The following is a 16959-nucleotide window of genomic DNA, read 5'->3' on the forward strand; positions in this document are numbered from 1 at the left end:
GCGGCGACACTGTCGGAGCGGACCGCCGACCGCAACCTAAAATATGGGAAACCACCCCTGCTGCGGCCGTTGGTCCATGCCCCGTTTGCCTTGACAATTCAGGCGGCTCTGCGGTCTGGTGGCCCGGTCCAGGGCCGGGCGGCGGAACCGCCGCCGAACACCCGTTTCCGAGGCTCCTGGCCGAGACAAGACAGGCGATCATGACCGTGCCGGCCGACCGAGCCATCGTCGACTCTTCCCCGCCCGCCGGCGCCCCCACCCCCCGTGCGGACGCCGTCGAGCTGCCGGCGTCGAAGACCTCGGGCCAGGAGAACTTTCCGGTCGGATCCTGGCTGCTGCCGAAGCGGCTGCGCCCGCATGTCGCCGCCTTCTACCGCTTCGCCCGCGCCGCCGACGACATCGGCGACGACCCGGAGCTGCCGACGGCGGAGAAGCTGGCCCGGCTGGACGCGCTGGAGGCCGGGCTGGTCCAGCTCGGTCCGGAGGCGGCCGCCGGCATCCGCGCCTCGATCGCGGCCACCGGCGTCGGGCTGGTCGACTGCCGTGACCTGCTGGTCGCCTTCCGCCGCGATTCCGAGAATCGCAGCTGCCGGACCTGGGACGACCTGATCGACTATTGCCGCTATTCGGCCAACCCGGTCGGGCGCTATCTGCTGCGGCTGCACGGCCAGTCCGAATCGACCTTCCCGGCCGGCGACGCGCTGTGCACCGTGCTGCAGATCCTGAACCATCTGCAGGATTGCGGCGACGACTGGCGCAAGCTGCGCCGGATCTACGTGCCGACCGACTGGATCGAGGCGGCCGGCGGCATCGACCGCTTCTTCACCGCGGACGAGGCGTCGGCGCGCCTGCGCCGGCCGGTGATCGACCGCTGCCTCGACATCGTCGACGCCATGCTCGACACCGCCAGCACCCTCCCCGGCCAGCTGACCTCCCGCGCGCTGGCGGCGGAGGTCAGCGTCATGCTGTGGCTGGCCCGCAAGCTGGCGGCGCGGCTGCGCCGGGGCGACCCGATCCTGACGCGGGTGGCGCTGAGCAAGGCGGATTTCGCCCGGGCGCTGCGCCCCGGCCTGTCGGTGATGGCCTTCGGCGCCAGGCCGCTGGACGACGCCGCGCTGGTGCGGATGGCGGTGTTCCGTGCCAAATCCTCCTTCGCTTCCGGCATGCGCATACTGCCGGCCGAAGGGCGCCGCGCCATCTATGCCGTCTACGGCTTCTGCCGGCAGGTCGACGACATCGCCGATTCCGGCGCGACGGTGGCGGAGAAGACGGCCGCCCTGCAGGCCTGGCGGCAGCGGCTGGACCGGATCTTCGCCGGCCGGGGGGACGATCCGCTGGACCGCGAGCTGATCTGGGCGATCCGCCGCTTCGGCCTGCCCCGCGCCGAGTTCGACGGCATGCTGGACGGCATGACCGTCGACGCCGCCGCCGAGGTGCGGATCGCCGACCGCGCCGGGCTGGCGCATTACGCCCGCTGCGTCGCCGGCACCGTCGGCGTCATGGCGGTGAAGATCTTCGGCTGCCCGGATAAGGCCAGCGAGGCCTTCGCCGTGGCCCAGGGCGAGGCGCTGCAGCTGACCAACATCCTGCGCGACGTCGACGAGGATGCCGGGCTGGGCCGCCTGTACCTGCCGGAGAGCTGGCTGCGCGAGGCCGGAATCCCGACCGATGCGCCGATCCCCACCATCGTCGCCGATCCTCGCATCGCCCAGGTCTGCGCCCGGCTGGCGGCCGAGATCCAGCCGCTCTACACCGCCCTGCCCGGGCTGATGCCGCCGGGGACGGAGAAGCGGATGAAGGCGGCGCTGATCATGCAGCGCAGCTACCGCCGGATCTTCGAGATGCTGCAGGCCCGCGGCTATGCCGACCGGTCGGTTCGGCCGCGCCTGTCGAAGCGCGAGAAGATCGGCATCCTGCTGTCGGTCCTGCTGACATGACCGTCCATGTCATCGGCGGCGGGCTGGCCGGCCTCGCCGCCGCAGTCGAGCTCGCCCGCACCGGCGTCCCGGCGGTGGTCTACGAGGCCACGGCCCGACCTGGCGGCCGCTGCCGCGCCTTCCACGAGCCGGCGCTGGACCGGGGGATCGACAACGGCAACCACCTGGGGCTGTCCGGCAACCGTAACGTCCGGCGCTATCTCGACCTGATCGGCGCCGGCGACCGGCTGGCGGCCCCGGCCCGGCCCGGCTTCCGCTTCGTCGACCTGGAGCGCGGCCGCGAATTCACGGTGCGGCCGAACCGCGGCCGGCTGCCCTGGTGGGTGCTGCGCGCCGGCCGCCGGGTGCCGGGCACGCGCCCGCGCGACTATCTGGCGCTGCGCCGCCTGTCCAAGGCGGGGCCGGAGGACACCGTCGCCGGCATGGTGCCGCAGGGCGAGCTGTACCGCTGCCTGATCGAGCCGCTGGCCGTCTCCGCCCTCAACACCCCGGCCGACGAGGCCTCGGCCCGAGGCCTGTGGGCGGTGGTGGAGCAGACGCTGGCCAAGGGCGGCGCCCAGACCATCCCGCTGATCGCCCGCAGCGACCTGGCCGACACCTTCATCAACCCGGCGCTGGACTTCCTGCACCGGCATCGCGTGACGGTCCGCACCGGCATGCGGGTCAAGGCGCTGGAGTTCGAGGAGGGCCGCATCATCGCGCTGGAGCTGGACCAGGGCACCCTGCCCCTGGCGCCGGACGACCAGGTGGTGCTGGCGGTGCCGCCGGCGATCGCGGCGCGGCTGGTGCCGGGGCTGACGCCGCCGGAGGCGGACGAGCCGATCGTCAACGGCCATTTCGCCATTCCGTTTCGGGAGGAACCGCACGACATCGCCGGCATCGTCGGCGGCACCGCCCATTGGGTGTTCCGCCGGCCGGGCATCGCCAGCACCACGGTCAGCGCCGCGCGCGGCCTGGTCGACGCGCCGGCGGAGGAACTGGCGCCGCTGCTGTGGGCCGATGTGGTGCGGGCCTTCCCGGACTTGGCCGGCCCCCTGCCCGCCCATCGCATCATCAAGGAGAAACGGGCGACGATCCGCCAGAGCCCGGCGGACGAAGCCCGGCGGCCGGGCTGCCCGACGCCCTACCCCAATCTCTGGCTGGCCGGCGACTGGACCGCGACCGGGCTGCCGGCGACCATCGAGGGCAGCCTGCTGTCCGGCTTCCGCGCCGCCGACCATGTCCGCGCCGCAGGGGCCTCGAACGGTCAGGTCAGAGCCCGTCCGAGAAAGCGGCTGGCGTGAGCTAGAACGGGATGAATTGAGGTCGGGTCACGTCAGTCCATTCGGACCGAGGCCGACAGGATGTCGAGCGTCTTCTCGGATTGCCTCTCCCGCCTGGCGGGAGAGGTCGGGCTCGCGCAGCGAGACCGGGTGAGGGCTGGTCCCGGCCTCGACAAACTCCCCTCACCCGGAGCCGCTTCGCGTCTCCGACCTCTCCCGCAAGCGGGAGAGGCAACGAAAAGGGGACGGTCGCGCCGAATACCCTACCGGGCGGGCTCGGCGAGCATCTCGTGGACCAGTGGCATGACCTTCGACCCGAACAGCTCGATGCTGCGCATCAGCTTGTCGTGCGGCAGCGGGCCGGCGCTGTACTTCAGCTGGAAGCGCACGGCGCCGAGCGCGGTGACGGTCGAGACGATCTTGCGAGCCACCGTCTCGGGCGACCCGACATAGAGCGAGCCGTGCTCGGCCTCGCGCTCGAACTCGCCCTGGCCCATCGGCGGCCAGCCGCGCTCCGCGCCGATCTTGTCGCGCATCTTCTTGTAGTCGGGGAACAGCTCCTGCCGCGCCCGGGCGTCGGTGTCGGCGACATAGCCCGGCGAATGCACGCTGATCGGCTGCACCGGCCGGCCCAGCTGCTCGAAGGCGCGGTGGTACAGATCGACATAGGGGCGGAAGCGCTTGGGGTCGCCGCCGATGATGGCCAGCGCCAGCGGCAGGTCGTAGCGCGCGGCGCGGACCACCGATTCCGGGCTGCCGCCGACGCCGATCCAGGTCGTCAGCCGGCGCGCGCCCTCGACCGGCGGGAAGACGCTCTGGTTGCGCAGCGGCGGGCGGACGCTGCCCTGCCAGCTCACCGGCTCCTGCCGCAGCAGCGCCGCGAACAGGTCCAGCTTCTCCTCGAACAGCGTCTCGTAGTCGCTGAGCTCGTAGCCGAACAGCGGGAAAGATTCGGTGAAGGAGCCGCGGCCGAGGATCACCTCCGCCCGCCCGTTCGAGATCGCATCCAGGGTCGAGAAGCGCTGGAACACGCGGATCGGGTCGTCGGAGCTGAGCACGGTGACGGCGGAGCCGAGATGGATCTGCGTCGTGCGACCGGCGATCGCCGCCAGCAGCACCTCGGGCGCGGAGACGGCGAAATCGGCGCGGTGATGCTCGCCGACGCCGAAGAAACCGATGCCGAGCTGGTCGGCCAGCACGGCCTCTTCGACCACGTTCCGCAGCACCTGGGCGTGCGGCAGCAGGGCGCCGTCCGGACCGGTGGTCACGTCGCCGAAGGTGTCGAGTCCGAGTTCGAGAGGCTGGGCCATGGGGATCCCTGGGTCACGAAGCAAAGTTACCGCAGAGATGGCCACCCCGATTGGCCGATCAATGTCCCCGACGGGAAACAGACTGTCCTATGCGCGGATCTTCTCGCCTGCTCACTCCGGCCGGAACCGCCATTTCCGCTCCACCGCCGCGGCGAGGTCGATTCCGTTCGCCCGGGCAAACAGCAGGATATGGCCGAGCATGTCGGCGGTCTCGTCGGCCAGCGCCTGCCGCAACTCGGCCTCGGACCGGCCATGCGTCCGGCCGCGGCCGGTCAGCTTGTTCCAGACCTGGGTCAGCTCGCCCAGATCCTCCTGCAGCTTCAGCAGGAACCAGTCGGTGTCGCGCCGTAGCCCATTGGCCTCGGCGTAGCGGCGGGACGCGTCCTCGAACTGGTCCTTCAGGCGGTCGAGCATGGGGAGCCCTCATTGTCATGCCCGGGCTTGCCCCGGGCATCCAGACGATGTCGACGCTCCCTGGATTGCCGGGTCAAGCCCGGCAATGACAGAAAGGAAAAGCGACACCCGCCCCGTCACACCCGGAACTTGTATTCCTTGCCCGGCTGCCGCTCGATGTCGGGCGGGAAGTTGGCGCGCTTCTCGGCGAAGTAGCGCTCGCGGTGGTCGCCATCGGCCAGGCGGTTGTAGGTCAGGTACAGGATCCGCCGCGCCTTGTCGGTCAGGTTCGGCTTCGAGGCGTGCGGGGCGTAGCTGTCGAAGAACAGCACGTCGCCCGGCTCGGTCGGCACCGGCACCAGCTTGAAGCTGGCCATCTGCTCGTCGGTCAGCGGCTTCCACTCCTCGCCGATCAGCCCGGTCAGGCGCGGCATGTCCGCCATCTCGAGGCAGCCGTTCTCGACCGTGGCGCGGTCGACCGAGACCATCACCGTCAGGAAGATCGGGGCGTAGCGCGACCAGCCGGCCTGCTGGTCCTGGTGCGGCTCGAAGCCGGCGCCGCCGGCCATCTTGAAGTTGATCTTCTCCTTGTAGAGGCAGGACGGCGCCCCCAGCAGCTGTTCCACCGCCTGGAACAGCCGGCCGTGCCGCACCAGCCCGTCGAACTCGGCGTGGTAGGGACAGAAGTTCTCGATCCGCTGCACCACCTTCTTGCTCGGATCGAGCAGGCTCGGCTCGTAATAGACCATGTGCTTGCCCGGCTCCTCGGGCATGGCGCTGAGCTCCTCGGTCCAGCGCGTGATCGCCGCGGTCTCGGCGGCGTCGAAGAAGCCGCGGGCGGCGACCCAGCCGGTGCGCGCATAGGCCGCGAGGTCCTCCGCCGAAAGCGGGCCGGCCTTGGCGTCGGCGGGGGTCACGGAATCGGGCATGCTCAATGCTCCAGCTGCGGCAGGATCTCCCGCTGCGCGCGGGCCACATCCACGTCGAAATCGATCTCGGTCCAGGGCAGGTCGCTGATGTCCGCCACGCCGAACCGGTGCGGATGCGCCAGGATCAGGTCGCGGATCGCTTCCTCGTACTCAACAGTGGTGATGCCCTGGCGGACATACCAGTCGGTGCGGTCGCCGAGCGCACGGGCCATGTCGGGCGAGAAGCGGAAGAAGCCGACCGACTCGCCGTGCCAGTCATGCGCATGCTCGGGCTTCTTGCGGAAGTCGACGATGGTGTCGCCGCGGAAGCAGATCTTCACCGGCTCGTCGCCCGGCTCGATCTCGCGGTCGACCAGCAGCGCGTTCTCCGGCGCCGCGTCCAGCAGGCGGCCGATCATCGGCTCGGGGTACAGCACGTCGCCGTCCATCAGCACCACCGGCGCGCCGGCCGCGAGCTGGTCCCGCTGGACCCAGAGCGAGACCAGGCTGCCCTCGCGGTAGCGCGGGTTCTCGACGAAGCGGATGCGGCCGCCGAGCCCGAGGCGGTCGATCTCGCGCCGGATCGAGTCGCCCTCATGGCCGATGGTGATCGAGATGTCCTCGACGCCGTTCGCGTGCAGCGCGGCAATATGCCGTTCCAGCAGCGACCGGCCGCCGAACCGGAGCAGGATCTTCGGGCCGCCGGCGGCCGTTCCCAGGCGCCGGCCGACGCCGGCCGCGAGGATGATCGCGGTGGCCGCCCGCCTATCGGAGTATGACAAGATCGTGATGCTCCGGTTGCATTTTTCTGAAGCCGACGGAAGATACAGGCCGAATTGCCGGCCCGGCAAGGCGTCGGGCGGCCGAGATTCCGCAACCCGGACATCCGGTTCATGAGTGAAGACATAATGAAGGCTCTCGACGATACCGCCCTGACGGGTCCGTCCGATGCCGGCTCCTCCGCCCCGGCCGACCGCCCGAAGACGGTGTTCGCGGCGCTGCGCCAGGAGATCTTCTCCCCCCCCCTCTCCTTCCTGATGGAGGCGCATAACGGCCTCTCCGCCAAGATCGTCGAGGAAGCCGGGTTCCGCGGCATCTGGGCCTCGGGCCTGACCAATTCGGCCAGCCTGGGCCTGCGCGACAGCAACGAGGCGTCCTGGACCCAGGTCCTCGACGTCCTCGAATACATGGCCGACGCGACCACGCTGCCGATCCTGGTCGACGGCGACACCGGCTACGGCAACTTCAACAATGTCCGCCGCCTGGTGCGCAAGCTGTGCGAGCGCGGGATCGCCGGGGTCTGCATCGAGGACAAGCTGTTCCCGAAGACCAACTCCTTCATCGGCGAGGCCCAGCCGCTGGCCGAGATCGACGAGTTCTGCGGCCGCATCAAGGCCGGCAAGGACAGCCAGACCGACGACGACTTCGTGCTGGTGGCGCGGATCGAGGCGCTGATCTCCGGCCGCGGCATGGAGGAGGCACTGCGCCGGGCCGAGGCCTATCACGCCGCCGGCGCCGACGCGGTGCTGATCCATTCCAAGAAGTCGACCGCGACCGAGATCTTCGAGTTCACCGAGCGCTGGGCCAACCGGTCGCCGGTGGTGATCGTGCCGACGATGTATTACGCCACCTCGACCGACCTGTTCCGCCAGGCCGGCATCTCGACCGTGATCTGGGCCAACCATCTGCTGCGTTCCTCGATCACCGCGATGCGCGAGACGGCCAAGCAGATCTTCGAGGACCAGTCGCTGCGCGAGGTCGAGGGCCGGGTCGCCAGCGTGCGCGACATCTTCGCCCTGGTCGGCAATGCCGAGCTGGAGGCGGCGGAGCGCCGCTACCTGCCGGGCAAGGCGGCGCCGAAAGCCGTGGTGCTGGCCGCGTCGCGCGGCGACCTGGGCGACGAGCTGACCCGCGACCAGCCGAAATGCATGATCGACGTGCGCGGCCAGTCGCTGCTGCAGCGCCTGGTGTCGACCCTCGGCGGCAGCGGGCTGAAGGACGTCACCGTCGTACGCGGCTACCGCAAGGAGGCGGTGGTGGTGCCCGGCATCAAGACGGTCGACAACGACCGCTACGACGAGACCGGCGAGGTCTACTCCCTGGCCCAGGCGCGCCAGGCGCTCGACGGCGAGACGGTGGTGGCCTATGGCGACGTGCTGTTCCGGCGCTACATCCTGGACGGGCTGATGTCGAGCGAGGGCGACATCGTCCTGGCGGTCGACGCCATGAGCCTGTCGGTCAAGCAGCCGAAGAAGACGCTGCGCGACCTGGTCGCCGCCGACCGGCCCTATTCCGGCAGCTACCTGGACGACACGCCGGTGCATCTGAAGGCGATGTCCGAGTCGATCCCGGCCGGTGAGGTCAGCGGCGAATGGATCGGCCTGGCCCGGTTCAGCGCCCAGGGCTCGGTCTGGCTGCGCGAGGAGATCGACCGGATCGAGGCCGAAGGGCTGCTGGAGACGGCGGATCTGCCGCTGCTGCTGACCCGCCTGGCCGCCCGGCATCCGGTGGTGGTGCAGTACTTCACCGCCCATTGGCTGGATGTCGACACGCTGAGCGACCTGGCCGACGCGCGGAACTTCACCTGAGGAAAAGGCGGCGCGCGACCCAGCCATGCGTCCGCGCGCCGCTTCCCTCCGGCGCCGCCGCGCTCTAGAAGAACCGGCATGATCACCGCAGACGAGTTCATCGCAGCGGCGAAGGCGCACGGCCACGACTTCTACACCGGGGTCCCGTGCAGCTTCCTGACCCCGCTGATCAACGGCGTGCTGTCGAGCAGTGCCCTGACCTATGTCGGCGCCGCCAGCGAGGGCGAGGCGGTGGCGATCGCCGCCGGCGCCTGGCTGGCCGGGCGCAGGACCGTGGTGATGTGCCAGAACTCCGGCCTGGGCAACGCGGTCAACCCGCTGACCTCGCTGAACGCGCCGTTCCGCATCCCGGCCCTGTTCGTCACCACCTGGCGCGGCCAGCCCGGCCAGCCGGACGAGCCGCAGCACGAGGTGATGGGCCGGATCACCCAGGACCTGCTGGAGCTGATGGAGATCCCGCAGGCGCCCTTCCCGGCCACGCCCGAGGCGCTGGGGCCGGCGCTGGACCAGGCCGCGGCCCGGATGGGCGAGACCGGGCTGCCCTATGCCTTCGTCATGAAGAAGGGCGATGTGCGGGACGAGGATCTGCAGGCGGCGCCGCTGCCCCGGCCCCGCCCCGGCCGCCGCGCCGACTGGCCGGAAGCCGGGCCGCGCCCGACCCGGGCCGCGGTGCTGGAGCGGTTCCTGGCCCTGACCGACGACCGCACCGCCGTGGTCGCCACCACCGGCAAGGCGGGGCGCGAGCTGTTCACTCTGGCCGACAGGAAGCAGCACATCTACCAGGTCGGATCGATGGGCGGCGCCTCCGGCATGGCGCTGGGCGTGGCGCTGAACACTTCGGCGCCGGTGGTGGTGCTGGACGGCGACGGCGCCGCGCTGATGAAGCTGGGCACCTTCGCCACCATCGGCGCCCAGGCGCCGGGCAACCTGATCCACATCCTGCTCGACAACGGCGTGCATGACTCGACCGGCGGCCAGGCCACCGTCTCCGCCTCGGTCGACTTCGCCGCGGTGGCGCTGGCCTGCGGCTATCAGTTCGCCGCCTCCTGCGCCAGCCTGGACGGGTTCGAGGCCGCGTTCCGAGCCGCGGCCGAGGCGCCGCGGCCGGCGCTGATCCATGTCCGCATCGCGCCGGGGTCGATGGACAAGCTGGGGCGGCCGACAGTCGCCCCGGCCGATGTCGCCCGCCGCTTCAAGGACTTCCTCGCCGGCGCCCGCCCGGCCGCAACGGGTGCTGACGCCGCATCATGAAATGGCCCGCCTGCATCGGAATCGCCGTCGGCCTGGCGGTCGCGGTCGTGCTGGTCTGGCTGACCGGCGCGGCCGAGATCTGGGCCGCGCTGGCCGGCGCCGGCTGGGGCATCCTGGCCGTCATCGCCCTGCACTTCCCGCAATTCCTGTTCTCGTCGCTCGGCTGGCGGGTGCTGGTGCCGGAGCGGCCGGTGCCGGCCCTGAGCTTCTTCATCCGGCTGCGCTGGATCCGCGAGGCGATCAACTCGCTGCTGCCGGTGGCGCAGATCGGCGGCGAGCTGATCACCGCCCGCCTGCTGGCGATGCGCGGCGTGCCCCTGAACCGGTCCGGCGCCGCCATCGTCGTCGACCTGACCACGCAGATGGCCAGCCAGGTGGTGTTCACCGTCTTCGGCCTGGGGCTGCTGCTGCTCGGCGCCCATGACGGCGCGATGACGCCCTGGATCATCGCCGGCGCCAGCGTCGGCCTGGTGCTGGTGGTGCTGTTCATCGGCGCCCAGCGCTTCGGCATGTTCAAGGTGCTGGAGCGCGGCCTGATCCGGCTGGCCGACAAGTTCGGCTGGGAGTCGCTGGGCGAGGTCTCCGGCCTGCACGATTCGATCGTGTCGCTCTATGGCGACCATGCCCGCCGGGTGTGGGTCTCGGGCGGCCACCACCTGGTCTCCTGGCTGCTCGGCTGCCTGGAGATCTGGATGACTCTGCAGGCGCTGGGCGTCGATGCCGGGCTGCGCGAGGCGGTGATCATCGAGAGCCTGGCCCAGGCCGTCCGCGTCGCCGGGGTGCTGGTGCCTGGCGCGCTGGGCGTGCAGGAGGGCGGCTTCATCGTCATCTGCGGCCTGCTCGGCATCCCGCCGCACAGCGCCGTGGCCATGGCGCTGATCCGCCGGATCCGCGAGATCGCGCTGGGCGTGCCCGGGCTGATGGCCTGGCAGGTGATGGAGGGCCGCCACCTGGCCCGCCGTCGCCGTGCCCGCGCCGCGTCGGAGGCGTCGTCATGACCTGGTCCGCGGACGAGCCGGCCCTGCTGACCCCCGGCCCGCTGACCACGCGGATCGAGACCCGCCGCGCCATGCTGCGCGACTGGGGCTCGCGCGACCGCGCCTTCATCGCCCTGACGGCGGAGCTGCGGCAGCGGCTGCTGGCCGTCGCCGGGGGCGAAGCCAGCCATGTCGCCATTCCCCTGCAGGGCAGCGGCACCTTCATCGTCGAGGCGGCGATCGCCACGCTGCTGCAGCCTTCGGGCAAGCTGCTGGTGCTGGCCAACGGCGCCTATGGCGAACGCATGGTCGCCATCGCCACCCGGCTGGGACGGCCGGTCGAGGCCCTGCGCTGGCCGGAGGACCGGCCGGTGGAGCCGGAGCGCGTCGATGCGGCGTTGGCCGCCGACCCGTCCGTCACCCATGTCGCCCTGGTCCATTGCGAGACCACCTCGGGCATCCTCAACCCGTTCGAGGCGGTGGCCGAGATCGTCGCCCGGCACGGCCGGGCGCTGATCCTGGACGCGATGAGCAGCTTCGGCGCGCTGCCGATCGACCTCTCGGCCACGCCGGCCGCGGCGGTGCTGGCCTCCAGCAACAAGGGGCTGGAGGGCGTGCCCGGCCTCGGCTTCGCCCTGGTCGAACGCCAGGCGATCGCGGCGGCGAAGGGCAACAGCCCATCCCTCAGCCTCGACCTGCACGACCAGTGGCGCGGCTTCGAGGGCAACGGCCAGTGGCGCTTCACCCCGCCGGTGCAGGTGGTCGCGGCCCTGGTCGAGGCGCTGCGCCTGCTGGAGGCCGAAGGCGGCCCGGCCGGCCGGCTGCGCCGCTACCAGGACAATTTCGACACGCTCGCGGCCGGCATGGGCCGACTGGGCTTCCGGCTGTTCCTCGACCCCGCGGTGCAGGCGCCGATCATCGCCACCTTCCACCCGCTGGACGACCCGCGCTTCGCCTTCGACCGCTTCTACGAGGCGCTGGCCGCGCGCGGCTTCCTGATCTATCCGGGCAAGCTGACCCGGGCCGACAGCTTCCGCATCGGCTGCATCGGCGCCCTCGATCGCAACGATTTCCAGGCTCTGCTCGTTGCCATCGAGGACGCGTTGTCGGAGATGCGCCGATGAAGTTCCCCCTGCTCCTCACCGCCGCCTGGCTCGGCCTGGGCGCCGCCGCGGCGTCGGCGGCGACGGTCGAGATCGTCGTCACCAACATCAAGGAAGCCCGCGGCACCATCCGGATGTCGCTGTGCCCGCAGGCGCAGTTCCTGAAGGACGACTGCCCCTACAGCGGCACGGCGCCGGCCGCGGTGCCGCAGGCGACCGTGGTGATCCGCAACGTCGCCCCCGGCGTCTATGCGGCGCAGGGTTTCCAGGACGTCAACGACAACCACGAGGTCGACCGCACCCTGCTGGGCGTGCCGGAGGAAGGCGTCGCCTTCTCGCGCGACCCGTCCTATTTCTTCGCCCCGCCGGACTTCAAGGACGCCGCCTTCACCGTCAGCCCCCAGGGCACGCGGATCACCGTCCGGCTGCGCTATTTCTGAACGGCGGGCTTCGGCCGGCGCGACAGCAGCCCGAGCCAGAGCGCGCCCGCCGGGGTGATCACCGCCGCCGCGATCAGCATCGGCCAGGCCAGCCCGAGCCAGACGAAGACCGGCACCAGGGCCAGCGCGTCGTCGGGGTCGACCACCACGCCGCGGTGGCGCATGGCATAACGCGACAGCTCGATCACCTTGGTCACGTTGAGCTGCCAGAACAGCACGCCGATGCCGATGCCGGCGGCGGCGCCCAGCAGCACCGGGGCGAAGCCGAGGCCGGCCTGGGCCAGCCCGATGCCGATACCGATGAAGGCGATCGCGTCGCACAGGCAGTCGACGCACGGGTCGTAGCGGTGCCCGCCCGGGCTCATCTGCCCGGTCTGCCGCGCCAGCTCGCCGTCGGCCCGGTCGAACAGCATCGACAGCAGGAACACGATGCCACCGAGATCGGCCCAGCCCCCGCCGCAGGCGAACCCCACCGCCGCCGCCACGCCGGTGACCAGCCGCACGGTGGTGAGCTGGTTCGGGGTGACGCCGGTCGGCGCGATCCGCCGGACGACCGGCCGGACGATGCGATGGATCAGGGTGTCGTGACTCATCCCGTATCTGCTGTCTCCGCGCCCCGTCCCGAAGGCGCCCCTCTCAGGCTTCTACACCATCAAGCCGGACGCAAGGCAACGGTCTGGCCATGTCCTCCCGTCGAATTGGTGATGCGTCCCCTCACGCCGACGCGATTGCAATCCGTCGCCGGTCCTGCGACATGATATAGACGTCGCGCTGGGTTTCGCTGCCTGTCGAGGCTATTTTCGCATGACTGCGTCCATACCCTCCCGGCCCCTGGGTCCGACTCTCACGCGCCGTGCCGCGCTCGGCGTGATCGGCGGCATTGCCTTGGCCGGACCGGCCGCCCATGCCCTGCCTCCCGCGGCGCGGCCCGGCTCGCTGCTCGATGAGGTGCACAACCGGGTGCCGCCCTATCTCGAGCTGACCCACGCCCATACCGGCGAGACCTATGCAGGCCAGTTCTACGGCCCGGCCGGATACGACACGGTGGAGCTGCAGAAGCTCGACTACTTCCTGCGCGACTGGCGACAGGGCCAGAGCGTGCAGATGGACCCGCGGCTGTTCTGGGCGCTGGCGGTGATCCGCACCGTGGCCCAGCGGGCCGGCTTCAGCGGCAAGGCGACGATCAATTCCGGCTATCGCACGCTGAAGACCAATTCCTCGCTCGAGGGGGCGGCCCGCAATTCCCTGCACATGGCCGGCCGGGCCATCGACCTGACCTTCGAGAAGGTGCCGCCGAGCCAGCTGGTCGGCTGCGCCTTGGCGCTGCAGATCGGCGGCGTCGGCCAGTATCCGGGCTTCACCCATATCGATTCCGGCAACCTGCGGACCTGGGAAGGCTGAGGGGCGCCGCGGCCGGTGACGGCGCCATTACAATCAGCGCGGCCCGGACCTGATTCCCAATCGCGGAGTCGACGTAACGGCGCGATCATTCTATCCATGATCCAGCCTTGCGTGACCGCGCAGGCGCGCCCGCCAGAGGCGTCCCGGATCCGGTTTTCCAAGGGGGAGAGCCCGCCGCCATGCCGTTCCCGTTCACCCGCGCCGCCATCGTCGCGACGGCCCTGATCGTCGCGGGTTGCGGCGAATCGCAGACGACCTCGCTGCTGCGGATGGGCGACAACATCCGCGCCGCGGGCGACCCCGACACGGCGATGACCTTCTATCAGCGTGCCGCGACCGAGGACCCCGGCAACCCGCTGCCGATGGTCAAGCTGGGCGACGCGACCCTGCAGGCCGGCGACCCGGCGCGGGCCGCCAGCTACTACCACGCCGCCCTGGCGGTGGAGCCGACCAATGTCGATGCCCTGCGCGGCCTGGGCAAGGTGCAGCTGGCCCAGGGCAAGCCGCAGGAGGCGATCGCGGTGCTGGACCAGGCGCTGGCCCGCAAGCCGGACGACGTGTCGACCATCCTGGCCAAGGGCACCGCGCTGGCCCTGCTGGGCCGGCCCCAGGAGGCGCAGCGGCTGTACCAGGCGGCGCTGACCAAGGCGCCGACCAATGTCAGCCTGAAGACCAACCTCGCCCTCTCCTACGCCCTGGCGGGCAACACCGGCGAAGCGGTGCAGGTGATGCGGGAGGCCGCTGCGGCGCCCGACGCCACCGCGGCGCAGCAGCGCAACCTGGCGCTGGTCCTGGCGATGGACGGCAAGACCCAGGAGGCGCGGAAGGTGGCCGATTCGGTGCTGCCGGCGAAGGAGGCGCGCAACCTGGTCAACGCGGCGCGCCGGATCCGCGGCATGAAGGACCCGGTGCGGCGGGCTCAGGCGATCGGCACGATCGGCTGAAAGACCGGTTGGGAATGCACCTGGCGCGGCCGTCTGGCGGCGGGTTTTGCGCTTCCGATGCTCACGCACCAAACGTGCGCTGCGCTCCGGTTCTCGAAACCACCGCCAGCCGACTCACGCCAGCGCATTCCAAAGGGTCCTTGTGTCGGTTTATGGAGTGGTGCCGCCCGAGATGCTGGTCGCGTCGGGGCTGGTCCCGGCCGACGGCGGCAGGACCATGCCCGCCTGGCTGCGGTCGCCATGGAAATCGGACCCCGCGGAGGTCCGGTCGTCGCCGTCGAGCTGCAGGTAGCGCTCGGCCGCGCGGACCGAGGGGTTAGCGAAGGCCGGCCCCATCTGGCGGCCGCGGAACAGGTCGCTCTTGCGCTCGACCTGCTGCGCCAGGTTGAGGTCGCTGGCGCAGCCGAGCGGCAGATCCTCCGGCAGCGAGCCGTCCGGGTTCATGCAGCGCTTCGGCCACAGCACCTGCTGCCCGGCCGCCGCCACCTGCACCGTGTCGGAGGCGGACGGATCGTTGACCAGGGAGATGCTGTAGCGGCCGGTGCTACGCAGCACCGCCGCCACCGCCTCCTGCCGGGCCGCCGCCTGCGGGCCGCCGGCGGCGACGGTGACGGAGGATCCGGGGGCCAGTCCGGCGCCGCGGACGAACTCGACCAGCCGGGTCCGCTCGGTCGCGCTCAGGCTCGACGCCTGGGGCGCGAACATGACCGGGTGCGCCACCGGGGTCGACAGGGTGGTGTAGCCATCCTCGGGCCAGTCCGGGAACTTGTGTTCGCAGGCGGCCAGGACGCCGGCCAGGGCCAGCGCCGCGAGATGATGCGGTCGGATCGGGAACCTCATGGCACGTCCTATTCGAGCACGAAGCCGGCGCTGCCGCCGGTCATGGAGGGGGACTGGCGCACCCGCCGCACGGTGGGCTCGGTGCGCTGCGCCGGCACCGCCACCGCCTTCGGCGACTCCGCCGGCTTCATCAGGTACGGGGTGATCAGGATCACCAGCTCGGTCTCGTTGCGCTTGTACCGGCTCGACTGGAACAGCTTGCCGAGGATCGGCACGTCGCCGAGGACCGGGATCTTGTCGGCCACGTTCGACATGTTGCGCTGGAACATGCCGGCCAGGGCGAAGGTCTGGCCGGAGGCCAGCTCGACTGTGGTCTCGGCCCGGCGCACGATCAGGGACGGGATCGAGAAGCTGCCGTTCTCGACCCTGGCGTCGTCGCTGAGCTCGCTGACCTCCGGCTTCACCCGCATGGCGATGCGCTCGCCCGGCAGCACGGTCGGGACGAAGGACAAAGACACGCCGAACTGCTTGTACTCGACCGTCACCGTCTCGTTGCCCTGCGGCACCGGGATCGGGAACTCGCCGCCGGCCAGGAAGTTGGCGGTCTCGCCGCTGACCGCGGTCAGGGTCGGCTCGGCCAGGATGTTGACCAGCCCTTCCCGCTGCAGCGCGTCGATCACGGCGTCGACGTTGTTGCCGCCGCTGTGATAGCCGGCATTCGCGGTGCCGGGCAGGCCGACCCCGGCAAAGCCGCCGCTGACCAGGCCGATGTTGAACTTGCCGATGTCGAACATCGCCTGCCAGTTGACGCCGAGATTCTCCACCGCATTGCGCTGGACCTCGGCGAAGCGGACGCGGATGCCGACCTGCTGCGACCCCTGCAGCGTGTTCAGGTTCATCGCTCCGCCGGAATTGCTGCCGAGCTGCTGGGCCAGGGCGTCGAGCTTCATGGCGCTGCCGAGATCGGCCACCGTCCCGGTGGTCACCGGCCGGTCCTGGATGTAGCCCATCTGGCCGCCGGCGGCCGGGGCCACCTGCATCATCTCGCGCTGCGCCGCCGCCGCGTCCTGGCTGACCCGGACATTGGCGGCCGCCACCACCTGGTCGGCGCTGCTGAGCGCGAACAGGTTGGTGGTGCCGGAGGACACGCCGTAGATATAGGCCGAGCGCGCGGACACCATCTCGACGTCGAGCACGTTGGGATTGGCCACCAGCACGGTCTGCACCGGCAGGGCGAAGGTCAGCAGGTTGCCCTGCCCCACCTTCATCTCGATCAGCGAGCGGCTGGGCGTCAGCGCCGGCTGGGCCGGCTGCCGCGGCGGCGCCGGCGACACCTGCATGGTCGGGGCCGGCTGGCCCGGGGCCGGCGGCGGCTGCATCGCCGGCGTTGCCTGCGGCGGCGGCTCAGCCGGCGCCCCCGGCGGCCGGGTGACGATCTTCGGCGCCGTGGCGGGCGCCCGCATGGCGGTGACGTCCTCGGTCGGGGTCACCGTCGTCGTGCCGGGCGCGGCCGGCGTCTGCTGGGCCTGGGCCTGCGGCGGCAGCGGCTGCACCGTCATGCCGGGGGGTTCGGCCTGGGCCCACGCGGACGGGATGCCGATGGCCGCGGCCAGGACGACCGTGGCGGCGAGTGCGTGACGCAATCGGGATCGCGACTGGTCCATC

General features: G+C 71.1%; 16 protein-coding genes. 9 read left to right on the plus strand and 7 right to left on the minus strand.

The genetic code is table 11. The annotated features are described in order from the left end of the window. The first annotated feature begins 200 nt into the window (after positions 1 to 200). Positions 201 to 1937 (plus strand): squalene/phytoene synthase family protein, encoded by a 1737-nt coding sequence (locus tag LG391_RS15705; RefSeq protein WP_225768931.1) that lies wholly within the window; start codon positions 201 to 203, stop codon positions 1935 to 1937. Next, positions 1934 to 3220 (plus strand): hydroxysqualene dehydroxylase HpnE, encoded by a 1287-nt coding sequence (gene hpnE / locus LG391_RS15710; RefSeq protein ID WP_225768932.1) that lies wholly within the window; start codon positions 1934 to 1936, stop codon positions 3218 to 3220. The genes LG391_RS15705 and hpnE overlap by 4 nt, the downstream gene beginning before the upstream one ends. 242 nt (positions 3221 to 3462) lie before the next feature. Here hpnE and LG391_RS15715 read toward each other — a convergent pair whose 3' ends face one another. From LG391_RS15715 to LG391_RS15730, 4 genes are all read right to left on the minus strand, one after another. After that, a complete protein-coding gene (locus LG391_RS15715) occupies positions 3463 to 4509 on the minus strand; it encodes an LLM class flavin-dependent oxidoreductase (RefSeq protein WP_225768933.1) in 1047 nt (348 codons plus the stop codon). A 111-nt stretch (positions 4510 to 4620) separates the two neighbouring features. Then, complete coding sequence (locus tag LG391_RS15720; RefSeq protein ID WP_225768934.1) at positions 4621 to 4923, minus strand: hypothetical protein; 303 nt, start codon at positions 4921 to 4923, stop codon at positions 4621 to 4623. 116 nt (positions 4924 to 5039) lie between these two features. Beyond that, positions 5040 to 5831, minus strand: a complete 792-nt coding sequence (locus LG391_RS15725; RefSeq protein ID WP_225768935.1) for a phytanoyl-CoA dioxygenase family protein — start codon at positions 5829 to 5831, stop codon at positions 5040 to 5042. Between the two features lie 2 nt (positions 5832 to 5833). Beyond that, entirely contained in the window at positions 5834 to 6592 is a 759-nt protein-coding gene (locus LG391_RS15730; protein ID WP_225768936.1) for an NTP transferase domain-containing protein, read from the minus strand. A 111-nt stretch (positions 6593 to 6703) separates the two neighbouring features. Here LG391_RS15730 and aepX point away from each other — a divergent pair, with 111 nt between their 5' ends. From aepX to LG391_RS15755, 5 genes are all read left to right on the plus strand, one after another. Next, positions 6704 to 8398: a phosphoenolpyruvate mutase gene (aepX, locus tag LG391_RS15735; RefSeq protein WP_225768937.1), complete on the plus strand. Its 1695-nt coding sequence runs from the start codon at positions 6704 to 6706 to the stop codon at positions 8396 to 8398. A 78-nt stretch (positions 8399 to 8476) separates the two neighbouring features. Next, a complete protein-coding gene (gene aepY, locus LG391_RS15740) occupies positions 8477 to 9649 on the plus strand; it encodes a phosphonopyruvate decarboxylase (protein WP_225768938.1) in 1173 nt (390 codons plus the stop codon). Then, positions 9646 to 10647 (plus strand): flippase-like domain-containing protein, encoded by a 1002-nt coding sequence (locus tag LG391_RS15745; RefSeq protein WP_225768939.1) that lies wholly within the window; start codon positions 9646 to 9648, stop codon positions 10645 to 10647. Before aepY ends, LG391_RS15745 begins: the two co-directional genes overlap by 4 nt. Further along, entirely contained in the window at positions 10644 to 11750 is a 1107-nt protein-coding gene (locus tag LG391_RS15750; RefSeq protein ID WP_225768940.1) for a 2-aminoethylphosphonate--pyruvate transaminase, read from the plus strand. The genes LG391_RS15745 and LG391_RS15750 overlap by 4 nt, the downstream gene beginning before the upstream one ends. Further along, positions 11747 to 12169, plus strand: a complete 423-nt coding sequence (locus tag LG391_RS15755; protein ID WP_225768941.1) for a DUF2141 domain-containing protein — start codon at positions 11747 to 11749, stop codon at positions 12167 to 12169. The genes LG391_RS15750 and LG391_RS15755 overlap by 4 nt, the downstream gene beginning before the upstream one ends. Here LG391_RS15755 and LG391_RS15760 read toward each other — a convergent pair. Beyond that, positions 12160 to 12762, minus strand: coding sequence for a CDP-alcohol phosphatidyltransferase family protein (locus tag LG391_RS15760; RefSeq protein WP_225768942.1), 603 nt, complete (start codon positions 12760 to 12762; stop codon positions 12160 to 12162). The genes LG391_RS15755 and LG391_RS15760 overlap by 10 nt on opposite strands. A gap of 292 nt (positions 12763 to 13054) precedes the next feature. Here LG391_RS15760 and LG391_RS15765 point away from each other — a divergent pair, with 292 nt between their 5' ends. Further along, on the plus strand, positions 13055 to 13570 hold the full coding sequence (locus LG391_RS15765; protein ID WP_225768943.1) for a DUF882 domain-containing protein: 516 nt from the start codon (positions 13055 to 13057) through the stop codon (positions 13568 to 13570). Positions 13571 to 13749: 179 nt separating this feature from the next. After that, positions 13750 to 14514: a lipopolysaccharide assembly protein LapB gene (locus tag LG391_RS15770; protein WP_225768944.1), complete on the plus strand. Its 765-nt coding sequence runs from the start codon at positions 13750 to 13752 to the stop codon at positions 14512 to 14514. A gap of 150 nt (positions 14515 to 14664) precedes the next feature. Here LG391_RS15770 and LG391_RS15775 read toward each other — a convergent pair whose 3' ends face one another. Together LG391_RS15775 and LG391_RS15780 are read right to left on the minus strand one after the other, a co-directional pair. Next, a complete protein-coding gene (locus tag LG391_RS15775) occupies positions 14665 to 15354 on the minus strand; it encodes a CpaD family pilus assembly lipoprotein (RefSeq protein WP_225768945.1) in 690 nt (229 codons plus the stop codon). Positions 15355 to 15362: 8 nt separating this feature from the next. After that, the gene (locus LG391_RS15780; RefSeq protein ID WP_225768946.1) at positions 15363 to 16958 is read right to left on the minus strand and encodes a type II and III secretion system protein family protein; all 1596 of its coding nucleotides are present in this window, start codon (positions 16956 to 16958) and stop codon (positions 15363 to 15365) included. Between the last annotated feature and the right edge of the window lies 1 nt (position 16959).

The organism is Inquilinus sp. Marseille-Q2685, from assembly GCF_916619195.1.
Lineage (GTDB): Bacteria > Pseudomonadota > Alphaproteobacteria > DSM-16000 > Inquilinaceae > Inquilinus.

What these genes read in the sequence shown, in the direction of transcription:
- LG391_RS15715 (WP_225768933.1), bottom strand. Translation starts at nt 4,509, where the DNA reads ATGGCCCAGCCTCTCGAACTCGGACTCGACACCTTCGGCGACGTGACC.
- LG391_RS15720 (WP_225768934.1), bottom strand. Translation starts at nt 4,923, where the DNA reads ATGCTCGACCGCCTGAAGGACCAGTTCGAGGACGCGTCCCGCCGCTAC.
- LG391_RS15770 (WP_225768944.1), top strand. Translation starts at nt 13,750, where the DNA reads ATGCCGTTCCCGTTCACCCGCGCCGCCATCGTCGCGACGGCCCTGATC.
- LG391_RS15760 (WP_225768942.1), bottom strand. Translation starts at nt 12,762, where the DNA reads ATGAGTCACGACACCCTGATCCATCGCATCGTCCGGCCGGTCGTCCGG.
- aepX (WP_225768937.1), top strand. Translation starts at nt 6,704, where the DNA reads ATGAGTGAAGACATAATGAAGGCTCTCGACGATACCGCCCTGACGGGT.
- LG391_RS15780 (WP_225768946.1), bottom strand. Translation starts at nt 16,958, where the DNA reads ATGGACCAGTCGCGATCCCGATTGCGTCACGCACTCGCCGCCACGGTC.
- LG391_RS15705 (WP_225768931.1), top strand. Translation starts at nt 201, where the DNA reads ATGACCGTGCCGGCCGACCGAGCCATCGTCGACTCTTCCCCGCCCGCC.
- LG391_RS15755 (WP_225768941.1), top strand. Translation starts at nt 11,747, where the DNA reads ATGAAGTTCCCCCTGCTCCTCACCGCCGCCTGGCTCGGCCTGGGCGCC.
- LG391_RS15775 (WP_225768945.1), bottom strand. Translation starts at nt 15,354, where the DNA reads ATGAGGTTCCCGATCCGACCGCATCATCTCGCGGCGCTGGCCCTGGCC.
- LG391_RS15725 (WP_225768935.1), bottom strand. Translation starts at nt 5,831, where the DNA reads ATGCCCGATTCCGTGACCCCCGCCGACGCCAAGGCCGGCCCGCTTTCG.
- LG391_RS15745 (WP_225768939.1), top strand. Translation starts at nt 9,646, where the DNA reads ATGAAATGGCCCGCCTGCATCGGAATCGCCGTCGGCCTGGCGGTCGCG.
- aepY (WP_225768938.1), top strand. Translation starts at nt 8,477, where the DNA reads ATGATCACCGCAGACGAGTTCATCGCAGCGGCGAAGGCGCACGGCCAC.
- hpnE (WP_225768932.1), top strand. Translation starts at nt 1,934, where the DNA reads ATGACCGTCCATGTCATCGGCGGCGGGCTGGCCGGCCTCGCCGCCGCA.
- LG391_RS15750 (WP_225768940.1), top strand. Translation starts at nt 10,644, where the DNA reads ATGACCTGGTCCGCGGACGAGCCGGCCCTGCTGACCCCCGGCCCGCTG.